Source organism: Micropruina sp. (assembly GCF_047602385.1).
In the GTDB taxonomy this organism is placed as follows: domain Bacteria; phylum Actinomycetota; class Actinomycetes; order Propionibacteriales; family Propionibacteriaceae; genus Micropruina.
The window spans coordinates 429,178-447,391 of the sequence record NZ_JASGHL010000001.1; the positions used below are offsets into that span (position 1 = coordinate 429,178).

Sequence of the window (18,214 nt, forward strand, 5' to 3'; positions counted from 1 at the left end):
GGTGACCGGGAGAACCGTCCCTGGTGACCGGGAGAACCGTCCCCGGTGACCGGGGGAACCGTCCCTGGTGACCGGGGGAACCGTCCCCGGTGACCAAGAGAACCGTCCCCGGTGACCAAGAGAACCGTCCCCGGTGACCAAGAGAACCGTCCCCGGTGACCAGGGGAACCGTCCCCGGTGACTGGGGGAACCGTCCCCGGTGACTGGGGGAACCGTCCCCGGTGACTGGGGGAACCGTCAGCCGGAGGCCGGGCGGTCCGCCCAGGCACCTTCCATCCGGCGGAACGACTCCAGCCGCTCGGGCGCCAGCCGTCCGTCGGCGACCGCGACGTCCAGGGCGCATTCGGGCGCGTCGGTGCCGTGGGTGCAGCCGCGCGGGCATTCGGCGGTCAGTTCGGCGAGGTCGCCGAAGGCGGCCACGATCGAGTCGCGGGTGACGTGGCTCAGCCCGAACGAGCGGACGCCGGGGGTGTCGATCACCCAGCCGGCATGGGCGGGCAGCTCGAGCGCGATCGCCGAGGTGGACGTGTGCCGGCCCCGTCCGGTGACCTCGTTCACCTCGCCGGTGGCCCGGCCGATCCCGGGGATCAGCGCGTTCACCAGCGTGGACTTGCCCACCCCGGAATGCCCGATCAGCACGCTGGTCCGGTCCTGCAGCAGTTCCCGCAGCTCGGTCAGATCGGCACCCGGACGGACGGTCACGATCGGGACGTCCAGCGGGGCGTAGGCAGCGACCAGCTCGTCGGCCGGCGCCAGGTCCTCCTTGGTGAGGCAGAGCACCGGGTCGAGACCGGCGTCGTAGGCGGCGACCAGGATGCGGTCGATCATCCCGGTCCGGGGCGGCGGATCGGCCAGCGCGGTGACGATCACCAGCTGGTCGGCATTGGCCACGATCGGCCGTTCGAACGGGTCGGTGTCGTCGGCGGTGCGGCGCAGCACGGTGCGGCGGGGCAGCACCTCGACGATCCGGGCCAGCGTGCCCTCACCGCCGCTGAGGTCACCGACCACGCCCACCCGGTCGCCGACGATGACGCCCTTCCGGCCGAGGGCGCGCGCCTTGGTGGCGGTCAGCGGCACGTCGGCGAGCAGGCACCGGTAGCGGCCGCGGTCGATGGTGGTGACGATGGCCTGCGGGGCATCGGAGTAGTCCGGGCGGTCCTTGGTCCGCGGCCGGGTGCGGCGGGGCGGGCGCCCGAAACCGGTGTGGTCGTCCTCGGTGACCGCACCGCTCAACCGACGACTCACGCGCCGTCCACCAGCCGACTCCACAGACCCGGGAAGTCCGGCAACGTCTTGGTCGTGCAGCTCACGTCGTCGAGCCGCAACCCGGGGACGGCGAGGCCGAGCAGCGCGCCGGCGTGTGCCATCCGGTGATCGGCGTAGGTGTGGAAGATGCCGCCGCGCAGTGGCAGCGGCGTGATCCGCAGTCCGTCGGCGGTCTGCGACACCTCTCCGCCGAGGGCGTTGATCTCGGACTCGAGTGCGGCCAGCCGGTCGGTCTCGTGGCCGCGGACGTGCCCCACCCCCCGGATGCTGCCGGGCGCGTCCGCCACCGCGAGCAGCGCCGCGGCGACGCAGGTGAGCTCGCTGGCCAGGGAGAGATCGAGGTCGGCGCCGCGCACGCTGCCGGTGCCGGACACGGTCACCGAGTCGGACGCGGTGCGCACCGTGCCGCCCAGCGCGGAGAGCACCTCCAGAATCGTGTCGGCGGCCTGGACGGTGTGCCGCGGCCAGGCGGTGGTGACCTCGCCGCCGAGCAGCAGCGGCGCGGCCAGGAAGGTGGCTGCGTTGATCAGGTCGGGTTCGATCGTCTCGTCGCGGGCGGCGATCGGGCCCGGCGCGACCCGCCAGCGATCCTCGCCCTCGATCTGGTCGATCCGGACGCCGCGGTCGCGCAGCATCGCCACGGTCAGCCCGATGTGCGGCCGGGACGGCAGCGTGCCGCCGAGGTGCGCCAGGTCGAGGCCGGCGTCGAAACGGGCACCGGCCAGCAGCAGCCCGGAGACGAACTGGCTCGATCCGGAGGCGTCGATGCTCACCCGGCCGCCGGCGACGGATCCCGTCCCGCGCACGGTGAACGGCAGCGCCTCCGGGTGATCGATCCGGACGCCGGCCTGGGCCAGCCCGTCCAGCAGCGGCCTGACCGGGCGCAGCCGGGCCTCCGGGTCGCCGTCGAACCGGCTGGCGCCGGCAGCCAGCGCGGCGACCGGCGGCAGGAACCGCATCAGGGTGCCGGCCAGGCCGACCTCGATGTCGGACGGGGTGAACGCGTCCGGCGGCTGCACCCGCACCTGGTCGGGGCCGAGGTCGGTGAAACCGACCCCCAGCGCGGTCAGGGCAGCGCGCATCAGGCGGGTGTCCCGAGCGTCGAGGACGCCGCGCAACACCGAGGGTGCGTCGGCCAACGCGGCCAGCAGGTAGCCGCGCGCGGTGGCCGATTTCGAACCGGGGACGACCAGGGTGGCCCGCAGCGGCCCGGAACGCTCCGGGGCCGCCACCGGCGTCACTTCAGGGCACCTTCGATCGTCTTGGTGGCCTTGCCGGCGACCTTCTTGGCCTTGCGGGCGGCACGTTTGCCTTCGCGAGCCAGGCCGGCCTTGGCGTGGGCGGCCTCCCGCGACAGCGTCGCCTTGGTGTGCGCGGCCTCGCGGGAGATCGCGGCCTTGGTGTGCCCGGCTTCGCGACTCAGCAGCTCGGCCCGGTTCTTCGCCCGCCAGGCCAGGTCGGGCCGGCCTTCGGTGTCCTGGGCCGCCAACAGCACCCCGCCGGTCAGCGCGAGGTTGCGCAGGAAGCTGTCCTTGACGCCGCCGTCCTCGCCGGAGTCCCCGGTGAACGGGTTGCTGGCCAGCAGTTGCGGAGCCATGCTCGCGGCGAGCGCGAACGCGCCGATCCGGCGTCCGATGCCGGTCGCCAGGCTCAGCCCGCCGACCACCTGGGCCAGGCCGGTCAGCCGGACCAGGCCCTTGGCGTCCTCGGGCAGGTAGGCGGCGGCCTGGGGCGGCAGCGACTTCTCCGCCAGCGGCAGGAGGGTCTTGGCGAGCGGCTCGGTCGCGGCCACCAGCGGCCCCGGATCACGCATCGCCTTGACACCGTTGACGACGAAGAAGCTGGCCAGCATGGTGCGGGCCGCGAAGCGCAGCAGACTCATGCACTATGTCTAGCGCTTGGCGGCCCGTTGTCCAAGCGGGTTCGGACTACTCTCACCCACATGTGTGGACGGTATGCATCGTCGGCGGACACCGAATGGCTCGAAGAGGTCTACGAGATCGACGAGGTGGCCGATCCGCTGCCCGGCCCCCGGTACAACATCGCCCCGACCGACCCCGTGGTCGCGGTGGTCGAGCGTGCCCCCAAGGACGCCCCCGCCCAGGTCGTCCGCAAGCTGGTCGAGTTGCGCTGGGGACTGGTGCCGTCCTGGTCGCGCGACCCCAAGGGTGCGGCCCGGATGATCAACGCCAGGTTCGAGACGCTGGACAGCAAGCCTGCTTTCCGGCGTCCGCTGGCGGTGCGCCGGTGCCTGCTGCCGGCCGACGGCTTCTACGAGTGGTACGCGGCGGAAGGCGATGCCGAACTGCCCGCCAAGCGGCGTCCGCCCAAGCAGCCGTTCTTCATTCATCCCGCCGACGGCACGCCGCTGGCGATGGCCGGCCTGTACGAGTTCTGGAAGTCGCCGGCGGGGGAGTGGCTGAGCACCTGCACGATCATCACCACCACCGCCGCGGACGCCGTCGGCCACATCCACGAGCGGATGCCGATGACCGTCCGCCCCGATCGCTGGGACGCCTGGCTCGACCCGCAGCGCACCGAGGGCGCACTCGACCTGCTGGACGTCCCGGGCGCGGCGCTGGAGGCGTACGCGGTGTCCCGGCTGGTGAGCACGGTGGGCAATGACGGACCGGAACTGATCGAGCCGCTCGCGGAGTCGTGAGCGCCACCGGTGGGAATACCGGCGTGGCATGAGGCGTTGCCAGCCATGTGATGAGCACCCTCAGCACGGCGCGCACCGAGCGTCCGGCGGCCCGGCTGGCCGACCCGCTACTCTCGTACGCGATGACCATTCCTGCTGCCGACGAGGAGACCGTCGTCGATCTGGCGACGGAGACCCCCAGCGAGCGCGCCGCGCGGTTCGAACGCGACGCGATGGGCTACCTGGATCAGCTCTACGGCGCCGGGTTGCGGATGACCCGCAACCCCGCGGACGCCGAGGACCTGGTCCAGGACACCTACGCCAAGGCGTTCGCATCGTTCCACCAGTTCACCCCCGGAACGAATCTGAAGGCCTGGCTGTACCGGATCCTGACCAACAGCTACATCAACACCTACCGCAAGCGCCAGCGGCAGCCGCAGACCTCCGGCGGCGACCAGATCGAGGACTGGCAGCTGGCCCGGGCCGAGGCGCACACCTCCGACGGCCTGCGCACCGCCGAGATGGACGCCCTGGACCGGATGCCCGACTCCGCGGTCACCGACGCCATGAACGCGCTCTCGCCAGACTTCCGGCTGGCGGTCTACCTGGCCGATGTCGAGGGTTTCTCCTACAAGGAGATCGCCGAGATCATGGGCACCCCGATCGGCACGGTGATGTCCCGGCTGAACCGCGGCCGCAACCAGCTCCGGACCGCACTCGCCGACTACGCCGTCGAGCACGGCCTGTCCAAGCGGGGTGACGACGATGACCAGCGGTGACTGTGCGTCGGCCCTGGCCCGGCTGTACGAGTTCCTGGACAAGGAGCTCGACGACGCGGACGCCGACACCATCCGTGCCCACTTGGACGCCTGCGAGCCGTGCTTCGACCGGTTCGGCACCGAGGAGCATCTGCGAGCCTTGGTGAAGCGCTGCTGCTCGACCTCGCGGGCACCCGACACCTTGCGCGTCCGGGTCACCCAGGTCACCACGATGACGGTCATCGTCGACGAGAGCTGAGCCCTCGTCCGGTATCCACCGTGCAGATCGCGTAGCGCAACACCCACAATCGACCAGGCCCTCCCTAACTATCTCTGCCCTCCCACATGTGGGAGGGCAGAGATAGTTAGGGAGGGCCTTGGCCAGTTGCGCCAGGCCCTCGACGTCGAAGGCTCAGGCGTTGGGACGCTTGCCGTGATTCGCCTTGTTCCGCCTGCGCGAGCGACGCTTGCGTCCACCCTTGCCCATCGTTGTCTCCTGTCGTCGTTCTGCTCGTGGGGCGCCGTCGGCGCGGCTTGCCATTCTGCCATAGGGTGACAGGCATGCTGTCGATGGCCGAGGTGATCAGCGTGCACACGGCCCTAGCCGACGACGACGTCGACTGGCTGGAGCACCTGGTCGCCGAGTGGCACCTGCTCGCCGATCTCGCCTTTTCGGACCTGATCCTGTGGGTGCCGGACGTCGACGACAACGTGTTCTGGGCCTGCGCCCAGGTGCGTCCGACCACCGGGCCGACCGCGCTCGAGGACGACGTGGTCGGCGAGGACATCCACTACGACCCCGAGCACCAGGTCACCGAGGCCTACCTCTCCCACGAGGTGACCCGGACCAGTGACAACCAGCTCAACGCGGGTATTCCCGTCGACGTGCACGCCATCCCGGTGGTCCGTCGGGGCCGGGTGATCGGGATCGTCGAGGCGCACACCAACCGGCTCGGCGTCCGGGCGCCCGGTGCGCTTGAGGACGCCTACCTGGAGGCTGCCGACGTGCTGTCCGGGATGGTCCATCGCGCCGAGTTCCCGGCCGGCAGCGACAAATCCGTGCCGTGGGTGTCGCCCCGGGTCGGCGACGGAATGATCCGGGTGGACGCCACCGGCCTGGTCACCTTCGCCAGCCCGAACGCGGTGAGTGCCTACCGCCGGCTCGGCCTGCCGACCGATCTGGAGGGCGAGAACCTGGCATCGGTCACCATGTCGCTGCTGCGCGACCGCGCGCCGGTCGAGATGGCGCTGCCGACGGTGCTGGGCGGCCGCGGTCACCGCGAGGTCGAGGTGGAAACCCCCGACGTCCAGCTGCGGCTGCGGATCATCAACCTCAACGACGCCCACGGCCCGTGCGGCCGCCTGGTGCTCTGCCGCGACACCACCGAGTTGCGCAGCCGGGAACGCCAGCTGGTCACCAAGGACGCCACCATTCGCGAGATCCACCACCGGGTGAAGAACAACCTGCAGACCGTGGCGGCGCTGTTGCGGCTGCAGGCGCGCCGGATCTCCTCGCCCGAGGCGACCGATGCCCTCACCGACGCAATGAAGCGGGTCGGTGCGATCGCGGTGGTCCACGAGATCCTGTCCCAGGCGTTCGACACCGCGGTCAAATTCGACGACGTCGCGGACCGGCTGCTGCGGATGGTGGTGGACGTCGCCGCCACCGGCGGCCCGGTGCAGCTGCGCCGCGAGGGCACCTTCGGCTACGTGCCCGCCGACGTCGCGACCAGCCTGTCGCTGGTGCTCACCGAACTCTGCCAGAACGCGATCGAGCACGGCCTGGGGCAGGAGCGCGGCATCGTCTGGGTGAAGCCCTGCCAGGACGACGGCCGGCTGGTGGTCGAGGTGACCAATCAGGGCGCGCCGCTGCCGGCGGACTTCTCGCTGAGCACCACCAACAGCCTCGGTCTGTCGATCGTCACCACACTGGTGGACGACCTGGGCGGCGAGTTCTCGCTGGCCACCTCCGATACCGGCGTGGGCACGGTGGCGCGGGTGGCCATTCCACTGGCCTGAGCCAAGAAGGTTCAGCCGGTGCGCACCCGCGATCGGGCGGCGCGGCGCTTGAGCGCCCGGCGCTCGTCCTCGCTGAGCCCACCCCATACGCCGTGGTCCTGCCCGGCGTCCAGGGCCCACTGCAAGCAGGCCTCGCGGACGTCGCAGCGCTTGCACACCTTCTTGGCCTCCTGAATCTGCATCAGGGCGGGCCCGGTGTTGCCAACCGGGAAGAACAGTTCCGGATCCTCGGTGAGGCAGGCGGCACGATGGCGCCAATCCATGCGGTTTCCAACTCCTTCTTAGTGGAATAGTCAGCGGTGCCGTGAGGGGCGTGGACGCCCGATCTTCGATGCGGCACACGAGTGCGAGATAGAAGCCTTGCAATGGTAGGCGTCCAGTACAAGCCCCCCGCCAACCAGTGAGCCGATCTCGACCATGATTCTGCTGACGGCGCATTTTCCGGCAGGTGGTCTACGGTGGGGGCGTGCAACAGGAGCGCCCCGTCGGGCTGAGGATAGCGGTCGGCTGCGCGATCGCGCTCGGGGTGGGTTTCCTGGTCCTCGCCGGGATCAGCGCGGCCGCCGGTCACGGCGTCTTCAGCGTCCAGATCGGCATCCTGCTCGCCGCCTACGGGCTGATCCTGATCGGCTCGGCGGTAGGTCTGTGGCAACTGCGGCTCTGGGCCCGTGGACCGGTCGTCGCCTTCGCCCTGATGGCCGGCTTCGGCTTCGGCGAGTACCTGCTCGAGCAGCCCTGGATGTGGCTGCTGGTACTCGCCTGCCTGGGCGCGGTGGTCGGGGTTGCGATGCCCAGCACCAGTCGGGCGCTGAAGAGTCGCTCGTCGCGCGAGGGCGAGCGTCCGCAGGTCGAGGGGCAGGGCTGGTTCGCCCGCTTCGGACGGGATTCCCGGACCCCGCGCTGAGACGTTCCGGGTCGAGTCCGTCGAGACCCTGGGCATCATGCTGCTGACCAGGGGGTTTCGGCCGGCTCAACCATCGACAGGCTCAACCATCGACCGACGACCGACGACCGACGACCGACGACCGACGACCGACGGCCGGCTCGACCGGCGGAAGAGCTCTCAGGCGAACGCGCGCGCGATCAGCTCGTCATGCTGCTGCCGGTGCACCTTCAGTGAGCCCACCGATGGTGCGGACGCCGCCGGCCGGGTGATGCCGGTCAGCTTCAGCCGGTAGCCGGGCAGGAAGGCTGCCACCGCCTCGGGCAGATGCTGCTGCATGAACCACCACGGACCCTGGTTCTCGGGCTCGTCCTGGACGAAGCGGATATCGGCGTCGGAGGGATAGCCGGCCAGTTGAGCCGCCAGCTCCTTGGCCGGCAGCGGGTACAACCGCTCCAGCGGGATGATCGCCACCTGGCCGTCCAGGCCGGCCTCAGCCCGGGCACTGACCAGTTCCCAGCGGATCTTGCCCGAGCAGAGCAGGATCCGCCGCACCGTGGACGGATCGGCGATGGTGGCGTCGGCGATCGCCGGCTCCCAGCGTCCCTGGGTGAAGTCGGTCGGCTGGGAAACTGCCTGCTTGCTGCGCAGCATCGACTTCGGGGTGGCGATCACCACCGGACGATGCCAGTTCACGTACGCGTGGGTGCGCAGCAGATGGAAGTAGCTGGCCGGGGTGGACGGCTGGCAGACCGCGAGTGCACCCTCATGGCACAGCTGCAGCCAGCGCTCGATCCGGGCCGACGAGTGGTCGGGTCCCTGGCCTTCGTAACCGTGCGGCAGCATCAGCACCACGCCGGACTTCTGGGTCCATTTGGCGTTGCCGGAGGCGATGAACTCGTCGGCGATGGTCTGAGCGCCGTTGGCGAAGTCGCCGAACTGGGCTTCCCAGCAGACCAGCGCATCCGGCGCAGCGACCGAGTAGCCGTATTCGAAGCCCATCGACGCGTACTCGCTGAGCAGCGAGTCGTAGACGTGGAAGGTGCCCTGGTCGTCGGCCAGATGGTTGAGCGGGACGTACGCCTCGGCAGAGTTCCGGTCGATCACCGTGGCGAAACGCTGGACGAACGTGCCGCGCCGGCTGTCCTGGCCGACCAGCCGAACCGGACGGCCCTCGAGCAGCAATGAGCCGAACGCCAGCAACTCGCCGGTGGCCCAGTCGATCGGACCGTTCAGGATGCCGTCGGCACGGCGCTGCAACTGGGGCAGCACCTTCGGATGCACCGCGAACCCGTCCGGGAAGGTGACGTGGGCGTTGGCGATCGTCGCCATCGTCTGGGCGCTGATCGTGGTGCCCTGGGTCTTGCCGAGCTTGGGCGGGTAGTAGGGCACCCGGCGGTAGCCGGTGTCCTCCTCGGCGTCCTCACGAGCCTCCTTGAACACACTCTCCAAGCCGTCGCGGAACCGGGTCAGGACGGTCTCGGCGTCCTCGGTGCTGATGTCCCCGCGACCGATCAAGGCCTCGGTGTAGAGCTTGCGGACGCTGCGCTTCTGTTCGATCAGGTCGTACATCCGCGGCTGGGTGAAGCTGGGGTCGTCGCCCTCGTTGTGGCCGCGGCGGCGGTAGCAGACGATGTCGAGCACGACGTCCTTGTTGAACCGCTCCCGGTACTGGAAGGCGAGTTGAGCGATCCGGGCGCACGCCTCCGGGTCGTCGCCGTTGACGTGGAAGATCGGCACCTGGATGGCCTTGGCCACGTCGGTGCAGTACACCGAGGTCCGCGAGTCGAACGGGGACGTGGTGAAGCCGACCTGGTTGTTGACCACCACGTGGACGGTGCCGCCGGTCTTGTAGGGCCGCAGCTGACTCATCTGCAGGGTCTCGTAGACCACGCCCTGGCCGGCGAACGAGGCGTCCCCGTGCAGCAGGATCGGCAACACCGGGAACCCTTCGGCGCCGCTGAGCTGGTCGAGCTTCGCCCGGGCGATGCCCTCGAGCACCGGGTCGACCGCCTCCAGGTGGCTGGGGTTGGCGGCCACCGAGGTCTTGATCGTCTTTCCCGACAGGGCGGTGAACTCGCCCTCGGCACCCAGGTGGTATTTGACGTCACCGGTGCCCTGGGCGAGGCGGGGATCGACGTTGCCCTCGAACTCGCGGAAGATCTGGCCGTAGCTCTTGCCGACGATGTTGGCCAGCACGTTCAACCGTCCGCGGTGCGGCATGCCGATGCACACCTCGTCGAGGCCGGCGTTCGCGGCCTGGTCGCACAACTCGTCCAGCAGCACGATGGTCGACTCGCCGCCCTCGAGGCTGAAGCGCTTCTGGCCGACGAATTTGGCCTGCAGGAAGGTCTCGAAGATCTCCGCCTCGTTGAGCCGATCGAGGATGCGCAGGTGTTCTTCCCGCGGCCACGGAGCGTGCTGCACCTCGACCCGCTCCTGGATCCAGCTCCGCTGATCGTTGTCCTGGATGTGCATGTACTCGATCCCGACGCTGCGGCAGTACGAGCCGCGCAGGGTGGAGAGGATGTCGCGCAGCTGCATCACCTCGCCGTCGTGACCGCCGAAGTTGCCGACCGGGAATTCGCGGTCCAGGTCCCACAGGGTCAGGCCGTGGTATTCGAGGGTCAGCTCGGGATGCGAGCGCTGCCGGTACTCCAGCGGGTCGATGTCGGCCATCAGGTGGCCGAACTGCCGGTAGGCGGCGATCAGCGAGAACACCCGGGCGGACTTGGGGATCTGCCCGGGCCGCTCGGCGCTGACGTCCTGGGCCCAGCGGATCGGTGCGTAGGGAATCCGCAGCGACGCGAAGATGTCGTCGTAGAAGCCGTGCTTGCCGAGCAGCAGTTCATGGATCACTTTGAGGAACTCGCCCGACTGGGCGCCCTGAATGATCCGGTGATCGTAGGTCGAGGTCAGGGTCGTCACCTTGGACACCCCGGCCTCGGTGATCCGGCGCTGGGACGCGCCCTGGAACTCCGGCGGGTAGTCGATCGAGCCGACACCGAGAATCAGCCCCTGGCCCGACATCAGCCGGGGCACCGAGTGGCTGGTGCCGATGCCGCCCGGATTGGTCAGCGTCGCCGTCGTCCCCTGGAAGTCGGAGACCTCCAGCTTGCCCGAGCGGGTCTTGCGCACGGTCGCCTCGTAGGCGGCCCAGAACTGGCCGAAGTTGAGGTTCTCGCAGCCCTTGATGGTCGGCACCAGCAGCTGCCGGGTGCCATCCGGACGCGGCAGGTCGATGGCCAGACCGAGGTTGATCGTGTTGGGCTCGACCAGGAAAGGCTTGCCGTCCACCTCGTCGTAGGCGTTGTTCATGGCCGGCACCCGCTTGAGCGCCTGGATCATGGCGTAGCCGATCAGGTGGGTGAACGACACCTTGCCGCCGGTGGTCCGGGCCAGATGCGAGTTCACCATCAGCCGCTGGTCGATGGCCAGCTTCATCGGCACGTTGCGGACCGAGGTTGCCGTCGGCATCGCCAGTGAGGCGTCCATGTTGCGGGCGGTGCGCATCGGGGCGCCGCGCAGTTGCGTCCTGGTCGGTTCGGACGCCGCCGCGTTCCGGACCGCGAGATTCGGCCGGTTGGCCGACAGGCCCATGCCGGAGCCGGGCGAGTCCGGTGCCGGATCGTGCCGGGCGCCGCCGGTCGGCTCCACCCTGGCCGGCTGGGTGCGACTCTCGGCGGCGGACGGCGATTTCGCCGGCGCCGGCCGCTGGGTCGGCGTGGCGGTGCTGCGCTGCCGGCGATCGGAGACCACCGAGTAGGAGTCCGGGGACGCCGGGGCCGGCGTTCGATCGGCGGCGTCGGCGGCCGGAGCTGCCTGCTTCGGCGCCGGCTTGGCAGCGGGAGCGGACGGCTTCTCGGGGGCGCGGTCCGCCGGCTTCTCGACGCCGGAAACTGCCGGCTGGGCGGGTGCGGTGCTGGCCGGCTTCTCCTCCGGCGTGCCCGCCGGAGCAGCTCCCACCGGCGTGCCGTTGGCAGCGGTCTCGGCGCGCTCGGCGAAGAAGCGCTGCCAACGTGGATCCACCGAGGCCGGATCGTCTCGGTAGGCCTGGTACATCTCATCGATCAACCAGTCGTTGGCGCCGAATTCGTCGGTTTGCTGGTCCGTCGCCGTCAGATTCTCGGGCGCGAGGGGCACGATCGCCTTCTTCCGTAGCTTTGGGCAGGCAGCAACGCCTGCACCTGTTCGATGCTACTAAGACTGAGCGGAGGGTGGAACCGGCCATGCCGCAGATCGAACTGACGCGTCACGAATCCGCGAGGCCGGCTCGCCCGGTCCCGGTGCGGCTGCGGTCCCGATAGGCGCCGGGCGAGACCCCGACCAATCGGACGAAGTCACGGGCGAACTGGCTCTGGTCGTACCAGCCGAGCCGGGCAGCCAGGTCCGCCAGGCCCTCGGTCGCACCGGCGTCCAGCGCCGCGACCGCGTCGTGCATCCGGTGCCGCCGGACCAACCACTTCGGACCTACCCCGACGTAGCGGCGGAGCGTGCGCTGCAGCGTCCGGATCGAGCAGTCGCAGCGCTCGGCCAGCGCGTCCACCCTGGTTAGCGCGGGTTGCCGGAGCAGCGTCATGACCCGGTCCACCAGCTCGGGGATCGGGCCGGCGGCGTCCGCGCGTTGTTCGACGAAGTCCCGTAGTGCGGCCGCGGAATCACTCGCCGACAGCTCCAACCGGCGCAGCGATTCGGTGTCCGCGAGTCGCTCGGCGGCCGGCACCACCCGATCGGTCAACCGGTGGGCGGAAACCCCGGACCAGGCGGTGAAGCCACCGGACCGGAACTTCATCCCGACGACACCGCCGCGGCCGCGCAGCGTCACGTCGAACCGATGGCTGACCACCCCGGTGAGCCAGACACCGTCGCCGGTATGACCGGCTCGGGACAACTCGCCCCGCTCGATGGTGAGCTCGACCGCCGGGTGTGGCAGCAGCGAGGTGGTCAGCACGGACCCTTCGGGCAGATCCCAACGGGACGACCAGACCCGCTCGACCCAGCGTGCCGCCGGACCGGACGCCGGCACCTCGTCGAAGCTGACCCGCTGGGCGAACTCCTCCGGCCGCAGCAGCCCCTTGGACGCCGGCAGGCGTCCTGTCGCATTCGTACTAGCCGCCACAGACGGGAGTGTAGAAGTCTGGACCGACACCGCATCGAAGGAGGAACGATGACCGACGCTCCGGCCGCCCTGGCCATGGTCACGATCGACTGCGCCGACCCGGCCAAGGAAGCCGAGTTCTGGGCTGCCGCACTGGGCTGGGAGGTGACCTACTCCGATGCCGACTACGGCCTGGCCACCAACGGCACGCTCCGGCTCGGCTTCGGCCGGGCCGACGGCTGGCAGGCACCCGCCTGGCCCAACCCGGACGGCACCAAGCAGTTCCACCTCGACCTGGCGGTGGACGACCTGGAGGCTGCCGCGAAGCGGCTGACCGAACTGGGCGCCCGGCGCGCAGAGCCGCAGCCGAGTGAGGACTGGATCGTGCTGCTCGATCCGGACGGCCACCCGTTCTGCCTCACCAAAGCCGCCAACTGGGGCTGAGCGGGGAACCTGAACGACAGATCGGACGCCGTGGTCGAGCCTGTCGAGACCCCCGCACCTGAGGTCGGGAAGTGGTTTCGACACGCTCAACCAACTATGGCGCCCCCGGCAGGATTCGAACCTGCGCACCCGCCTCCGGAGGGCGGCGCTCTATCCCCTGAGCTACGGGGGCCCGAGCCATCGGGCCGGCCACGACTGTAGCGCATCGTCTCGATCGGAACCCAATCGATCGGTGCCGGCGGCCCCGGGAAATGGCGCGCCGTCCCGGACGCCGCTGCGCGGCGAAGCGGCGGAAGGGCGGAAGATCCCGCTCCATCTCGCCGGCGGGACGCTCGACGCCGCGCCGATGGACCGTGGGGTCTGTGTCCGCGTCCCACAACTACCCTCGGGCTCATGCGAGGTCTGGTGGCGCTGCTGCTCGTCGTGCTGCTCGCCGGATGTGCCGGACGCACCGACGGCCCGGGCCAGCCGGTGCTGCGCGGCACGCCGCCACCGTGGCCGGCGCCCCGGGACGGCCTGGCCCAGATCCAGGCGGCCGGGCTGGAGCCGTCCCGGCTGGACGACACCACCAACCAGCGCCGCTTCACCCTGACCCTGACCATCGACGGCAGGGCGGTGCCGTTGGTGCCGCACATCGGCATGGACCGGCCGCGGGCACTGCAGGGACCGGCTCACACCCACGACGACAGCGGGGTGGTCTGGCTCGAGGGACGCGGTGCGTCCGAGGTCACCCTGGGGCAGTTCTTCGTGCTCTGGGGCGTCCGGTTCGACCGGAACTGTCTCGGCGCGTCCTGTGGCAGCCTCACCGTCCGCGTGGACGGCAAAGAGGTCACCGAGCCCGATCGGCTCCGGCTGGCGAGCGTGGCCACCCGGCTCGAGATCGCCGTCCGCTAAACGTCCAGCCGCCGGAGCGGACCGCCTGGTCAGCGGCCGCTCTGGCACAGTTGTCCGCCATGACCCACATGCACGTCGCCGGCTCGATCCACGCCGACGCGACCTCGCACGCGCCGCAGTGGCTGACCCGTCCCGAGGACGTGAACGCGCTCACCGAGGGACTGTGGAGCAGCAACGCGCACCGCAACGCCGACGGCGAGCTGGAGATCGCCGGCCGCACCGCGGCGTCCATCATCGACGAGGTCGGCAGCCCGGTCTACGTGATCGACGCCGACGACTTCCGGGCCCGGGCCCGGCGCTGGCGCGAGGCGTTCGCCGGCTGGCAGGTGTTCTACGCCGGCAAGTCCTTCCTGTGCACGACGGTCGCCCGGTGGATCTCCGAGGAGGGTCTCGGCCTGGACGTCTGCACCGGCGGCGAGCTCGCGGTGGCGCTGCGCGGCGGAATGGACCCGGCTCGGATCGGGCTGCACGGCAACAACAAGAGCGACGACGAACTGCGGGCCGCGCTGGAGGCCGGGGTCGGCCGGATCATCGTCGACTCGCCGCAGGAGATCACCCGGCTGGAACGGCTCTGCGCCGAACTCGGCACCGTCGCCGAGGTGATGATCCGGGTCACCACCGGCGTCGAGGCGCACACCCACGAGTACATCGCCACCGCCCACGAGGACCAGAAGTTCGGCTTCTCGATCAACGGCGGCGCCGCCCTGGTCGCCCTGGTCCGCAGCCATCACAGCCCGCACCTGCACCTGCGCGGGGTGCACAGCCACATCGGCTCGCAGATCTTCGACACCAACGGCTTCGAGGTGGCAGCCCGGCGCACCCTCAAGCTGATCGCCCAGTTCAAGGAGGCCACCGGCACCGAGTTGGGGGAACTCGACCTGGGCGGCGGCTTCGGCATCGCGTACGTCAAAGAGGACACACCGGCGACACCGGAAGAGCTGGCAGCCGGACTGCGCAGCATCGTCGAACACGAATGCCGGGGCTTCGGGCTGAGCGTGCCGGCCATGTCGATCGAACCGGGCCGGGCGATCTGCGGACCGCCGGGGACGGCGCTGTACACGGTCGGCACGGTGAAGGCGGTCGAGATCGGCGGCGGCCAGTCCCGCCGCTACATCTCGGTGGACGGCGGGATGAGCGACAACATCCGCAGCGCGCTGTACGCGGCCGAGTATTCGGCCACCCTGGCCAACCGGGCGAGCGCCGCGGGGCCGGTGCTGTCCCGGGTGGTCGGCAAGCATTGCGAGGGCGGAGACATCCTCGTCCGCGACGAATTCCTGCCCGACGATGTCGTACCCGGAGATTTGCTTGCGATCCCGGCGGCGGGCGCGTACAGCCGATCGATGGCGAGCAACTACAATCACGTACCGCGTCCGCCGGTGGTGGCCGTCGCCGACGGCAGGCTCACCACCATGCTGCGACGCGAGACCCTGGACGACCTGCTGGCCCTGGACGCCGGCGCCTGACCGCCGACCACAGCCGCTACCCCGACAGCCGAGAAAGAGGACCCGCGATGACACCAGCCAAACCCCTCAAGGTGGCCCTGCTGGGCTGCGGAGTGGTGGGTTCGGAGGTGGCCCGGCTGCTGCTCGACAGCGCCGACGACTTCCAGGCGCGAATCGGACGCCGGCTCGAGCTGGTCGGCATCGCCGTCCGCAACCTGGCCAAGGACCGTCCCGGCATCGATCCCGAGCTGCTCACCGACGACGCCAAGGCCCTGGTCGGCCGGCGCGGCGTCGACCTGGTGATCGAGGTGATGGGCGGGGTGGAGCCGGCCCGCGAGCTGATCCTGACCGCGATCGGCAATGGTGCGTCGGTGATCACCGCGAACAAGCAACTGCTCGCCCAGGACGGCGCGACGCTCTACACCGCGGCCGCCGAGGCCGGCGTCGACTTGTACTTCGAGGCGGCGGTGGCCGGCGCGATCCCGATCATCCGGCCGCTGCGCGAGTCGCTGGTCGGCGACGAGGTGACGGCGGTGAAGGGCATCGTCAACGGCACCACCAACTTCATCCTGGACAAGATGCACACCGAGGGCTCCTCGTTCGCCGAGGTGCTCGCCGAGGCCCAGCGGCTGGGCTTCGCCGAAGAGGACCCGAGCGCCGACGTCGACGGCCTGGACGCCGCGGCGAAGGCGGCGATCCTGGCCAGCCTCGCCTTCCACAGCCGGGTGAAGCTCGACGACGTCGACTGCGAGGGGATCAGCAAGGTCACCGCCGACGACGTCGCCACGGCGAAGGAACTCGGTTTCGTGATCAAGCTGCTGGCCCGCTGCGCGCTCGCCCCGGACGGCTCGATCTCGGTCGGCGTCCACCCGACGATGGTGCCGGCCACCCATCCGCTGGCCAATGTCTCCGGCGCGTTCAACGCGGTCTTCATCGAATCCCGGCACGCCGGCCAGCTGATGTTCATGGGTCCCGGCGCGGGCGGTTCGCCGACCGCGTCCGCGGTGCTGGGCGATGTGGTGACCGCCGGCCGCAACCGGGTGCGCGGAGCGTCCGGTCCGGGGGAGTCGTCCTACTCGGCGCGGCCGATCACCCCGCGCGGACAGGTGCCGTCCCGGTTCTACGTCTCGCTGAGCGTCGAGGACGAGCCGGGCGTGCTGGCCCGGATCGCGGCGGCGTTCGCCCGGTACCAGGTCTCCATCCAGGCCGTCCGGCAGGAGAGCGAGCCGAACCGTCCGGTCGGCCAGGGCGCGAAGCTCGCGATCCTGACTCACGCCGCCCGGGTGGGCGACATGCGGGCCGCGGTCGAGGAGCTGCAGGCGCTTCCCGACGTCCGCGGCGACATCGCCCTGATGCGGGTCGAGGGCTGAGTCATGCGGTTGGCCTGCCTCGATCTGGAAGGGGTGCTGATCCCGGAGGTCTGGATCGCGGTGGCCGAGGCCACCGGCATCGACGGACTGCGCCGAACCACCCGCGACGAGCCCGACTACGACGTGCTGATGCGCTACCGGCTCGACCTGCTGGACGCGCACGGGCTCGGCCTGAGCGCGATCCAGCGGGTGATCGGCACGCTGGATCCGATGCCCGGGGCGGTGGAGATGGTCGGCTGGTTGCGGGAGCACTTCCAGCTGATCATCCTGTCCGACACCTTCTACGAGTTCGGGATGCCGTTCATGGCCAAGCTCGGCCACCCGACGCTGCTCTGCCACAAGCTTGAGATCGAGAATGACAAGATCGTCGACTACACGCTGCGGATGTCCGACCAGAAGCGCGAGGCGGTCCGCCGCTTCCATGAGTTGAACTACCAGGTGATCGCCACCGGCGACTCCTACAACGACACCAACATGCTCAGCGAGGCCGACGCCGGCATCCTGTTCCGCCCGCCGGCCAACGTGATCGCCGAGTTCCCCCAATTCCCGGTCGCCACCGACTACGACCAGCTGCGTGCCGAGTTCGCCGCGGCCGCCGGACGGCTCGGCTAACCCATCCGCTGGTCGAGCTTGTCGAGATCCCTACGACGTGGGCCTTCGGCCAGCTGGACCTACGTTGGCTGAGGCTCAGGCCCGCAGGACGGCGCTGAGCAGCTCAGCGACCCGCGGGTCGCTCAGCGCGGGCACGATCAGGTCGGCGTCCCCGATCGAACCCTCGACCGCCGGGACGGCGACCAGGTACAGGCCGGCCAGCCGGGCGGCCCGGGCACCGGTGGGGGAGTCCTCGAAGGCGACTGCGCGGTGCGGCGCAACCTCCAGCAACTCGCAGGCGCGCAGGTAGATGTCCGGCGCCGGCTTGGCTTGCGCGACCTCGTCGCCGGCCACCACCGCGCGAGCCAGGCCGTCCAGCCCGGACGCGACCAGCGCGGCGTCCAGCACCTCGCGGCTGCTGTTCGAGGCGATGGCGACCGGCAGGTGACGGCTGAGGGTGCGCAGCAGCGGCTCGGCTCCGGGCATCGTCGCCACGCCGCCGCGGAAGGCGTCCGTGGCCCGGCGCACGGTCTCGGCCAGCAGGTCGGACTCGTCCTCGTCGAACAACTCGGCCATCAGCTGCGCCGAACCCACCACCGACATGCCCAGGAACATCTCCCGCTCGGCGGCGCCGTAGTCGCGGCCGCGGGCGGCGAACATGTCGCGTTCCAACCGGCCCCAGATGCCCTCGGTGTCGGCCAGCAGTCCGTCGAAGTCGAAGACGGCGGCCTGGATCGGATCGGGTCGTCGCATGGGCCGACCCTACCGAGGCGACCTGCCCACGGAGCCGGGTGGCGCGCGTCGGCGT

Annotated in this window: 18 protein-coding genes and 1 tRNA gene; 10 read left to right on the top strand and 9 right to left on the bottom strand. The window is 70.3% G+C overall.

All coding sequences use genetic code 11. The annotated features are described in order from the left end of the window. Positions 1–237: 237 nt before the first annotated feature. The 3 genes from rsgA to QM711_RS01945 are packed head-to-tail and all read right to left on the bottom strand — an operon-like array spanning position 238 to position 3,148. A complete protein-coding gene (gene rsgA, locus QM711_RS01935) occupies positions 238–1,245 on the bottom strand; it encodes a ribosome small subunit-dependent GTPase A (protein WP_415096029.1) in 1,008 nt (335 codons plus the stop codon). Beyond that, on the bottom strand, positions 1,242–2,507 hold the full coding sequence (gene aroA, locus QM711_RS01940; protein ID WP_415096030.1) for a 3-phosphoshikimate 1-carboxyvinyltransferase: 1,266 nt from the start codon (positions 2,505–2,507) through the stop codon (positions 1,242–1,244). The genes rsgA and aroA overlap by 4 nt, the downstream gene beginning before the upstream one ends. Then, positions 2,504–3,148, bottom strand: a complete 645-nt coding sequence (locus QM711_RS01945) for a DoxX family protein (protein ID WP_415096031.1) — start codon at positions 3,146–3,148, stop codon at positions 2,504–2,506. Before QM711_RS01945 ends, aroA begins: the two co-directional genes overlap by 4 nt. A 60-nt stretch (positions 3,149–3,208) precedes the next feature. Between QM711_RS01945 and QM711_RS01950 the strand changes: the two genes are divergently transcribed. The 3 genes from QM711_RS01950 to rsrA all read left to right on the top strand — a co-directional run bounded on the left by QM711_RS01950 (position 3,209) and on the right by rsrA (position 4,924). Beyond that, on the top strand, positions 3,209–3,928 hold the full coding sequence (locus QM711_RS01950; protein WP_415096032.1) for an SOS response-associated peptidase: 720 nt from the start codon (positions 3,209–3,211) through the stop codon (positions 3,926–3,928). A 122-nt stretch (positions 3,929–4,050) separates the two neighbouring features. Next, positions 4,051–4,686, top strand: a complete 636-nt coding sequence (locus QM711_RS01955; protein WP_415096860.1) for a sigma-70 family RNA polymerase sigma factor — start codon at positions 4,051–4,053, stop codon at positions 4,684–4,686. Further along, complete coding sequence (gene rsrA / locus QM711_RS01960; protein WP_415096033.1) at positions 4,673–4,924, top strand: mycothiol system anti-sigma-R factor; 252 nt, start codon at positions 4,673–4,675, stop codon at positions 4,922–4,924. Before QM711_RS01955 ends, rsrA begins: the two co-directional genes overlap by 14 nt. A gap of 153 nt (positions 4,925–5,077) precedes the next feature. On the opposite strand, the gene QM711_RS01965 is transcribed toward rsrA, so the two are convergent. Beyond that, on the bottom strand, positions 5,078–5,152 hold the full coding sequence (locus QM711_RS01965) for a 50S ribosomal protein bL37 (RefSeq protein WP_413774476.1): 75 nt from the start codon (positions 5,150–5,152) through the stop codon (positions 5,078–5,080). Positions 5,153–5,226: 74 nt separating this feature from the next. On the opposite strand from QM711_RS01965, the gene QM711_RS01970 reads away from it, so the two are divergent. Next, positions 5,227–6,684: a sensor histidine kinase gene (locus tag QM711_RS01970; protein ID WP_415096034.1), complete on the top strand. Its 1,458-nt coding sequence runs from the start codon at positions 5,227–5,229 to the stop codon at positions 6,682–6,684. 11 nt (positions 6,685–6,695) lie between these two features. On the opposite strand, the gene QM711_RS01975 is transcribed toward QM711_RS01970, so the two are convergent. Further along, a complete protein-coding gene (locus QM711_RS01975) occupies positions 6,696–6,947 on the bottom strand; it encodes a WhiB family transcriptional regulator (protein ID WP_415096035.1) in 252 nt (83 codons plus the stop codon). 203 nt (positions 6,948–7,150) lie between these two features. On the opposite strand from QM711_RS01975, the gene QM711_RS01980 reads away from it, so the two are divergent. Next, on the top strand, positions 7,151–7,588 hold the full coding sequence (locus QM711_RS01980; RefSeq protein WP_415096036.1) for a hypothetical protein: 438 nt from the start codon (positions 7,151–7,153) through the stop codon (positions 7,586–7,588). A 159-nt stretch (positions 7,589–7,747) separates the two neighbouring features. Here QM711_RS01980 and QM711_RS01985 read toward each other — a convergent pair whose 3' ends face one another. Both QM711_RS01985 and QM711_RS01990 read right to left on the bottom strand, forming a co-directional pair. Beyond that, the gene (locus tag QM711_RS01985; protein WP_415096037.1) at positions 7,748–11,710 is read right to left on the bottom strand and encodes a multifunctional oxoglutarate decarboxylase/oxoglutarate dehydrogenase thiamine pyrophosphate-binding subunit/dihydrolipoyllysine-residue succinyltransferase subunit; all 3,963 of its coding nucleotides are present in this window, start codon (positions 11,708–11,710) and stop codon (positions 7,748–7,750) included. Between the two features lie 109 nt (positions 11,711–11,819). After that, entirely contained in the window at positions 11,820–12,686 is an 867-nt protein-coding gene (locus QM711_RS01990; protein WP_415096038.1) for an AraC family transcriptional regulator, read from the bottom strand. 48 nt (positions 12,687–12,734) lie between these two features. Here QM711_RS01990 and QM711_RS01995 point away from each other — a divergent pair, with 48 nt between their 5' ends. Then, positions 12,735–13,109 carry a VOC family protein gene (locus tag QM711_RS01995; RefSeq protein ID WP_415096039.1) on the top strand — a complete coding sequence of 125 codons (375 nt, stop codon included), beginning with the start codon at positions 12,735–12,737 and terminating at the stop codon, positions 13,107–13,109. Positions 13,110–13,206: 97 nt separating this feature from the next. Here the strand turns inward: QM711_RS01995 and QM711_RS02000 are convergent. After that, a tRNA-Arg gene (locus tag QM711_RS02000) sits at positions 13,207–13,281 on the bottom strand. Positions 13,282–13,502: 221 nt separating this feature from the next. On the opposite strand from QM711_RS02000, the gene QM711_RS02005 reads away from it, so the two are divergent. From QM711_RS02005 to thrH, 4 genes are read left to right on the top strand one after another with little or no spacing between them, the layout of a single operon-like run. Continuing rightward, on the top strand, positions 13,503–14,003 hold the full coding sequence (locus QM711_RS02005; protein ID WP_415096040.1) for a hypothetical protein: 501 nt from the start codon (positions 13,503–13,505) through the stop codon (positions 14,001–14,003). Between the two features lie 59 nt (positions 14,004–14,062). Continuing rightward, complete coding sequence (lysA, locus tag QM711_RS02010) at positions 14,063–15,466, top strand: diaminopimelate decarboxylase (RefSeq protein WP_415096041.1); 1,404 nt, start codon at positions 14,063–14,065, stop codon at positions 15,464–15,466. 47 nt (positions 15,467–15,513) lie between these two features. Then, complete coding sequence (locus QM711_RS02015) at positions 15,514–16,815, top strand: homoserine dehydrogenase (protein ID WP_415096042.1); 1,302 nt, start codon at positions 15,514–15,516, stop codon at positions 16,813–16,815. A 3-nt stretch (positions 16,816–16,818) separates the two neighbouring features. Further along, positions 16,819–17,427 carry a bifunctional phosphoserine phosphatase/homoserine phosphotransferase ThrH gene (thrH, locus tag QM711_RS02020; protein ID WP_415096043.1) on the top strand — a complete coding sequence of 203 codons (609 nt, stop codon included), beginning with the start codon at positions 16,819–16,821 and terminating at the stop codon, positions 17,425–17,427. 75 nt (positions 17,428–17,502) lie between these two features. Here thrH and QM711_RS02025 read toward each other — a convergent pair whose 3' ends face one another. Next, positions 17,503–18,159 carry an HAD family hydrolase gene (locus QM711_RS02025; RefSeq protein WP_415096044.1) on the bottom strand — a complete coding sequence of 219 codons (657 nt, stop codon included), beginning with the start codon at positions 18,157–18,159 and terminating at the stop codon, positions 17,503–17,505. Positions 18,160–18,214: the final 55 nt, after the last annotated feature.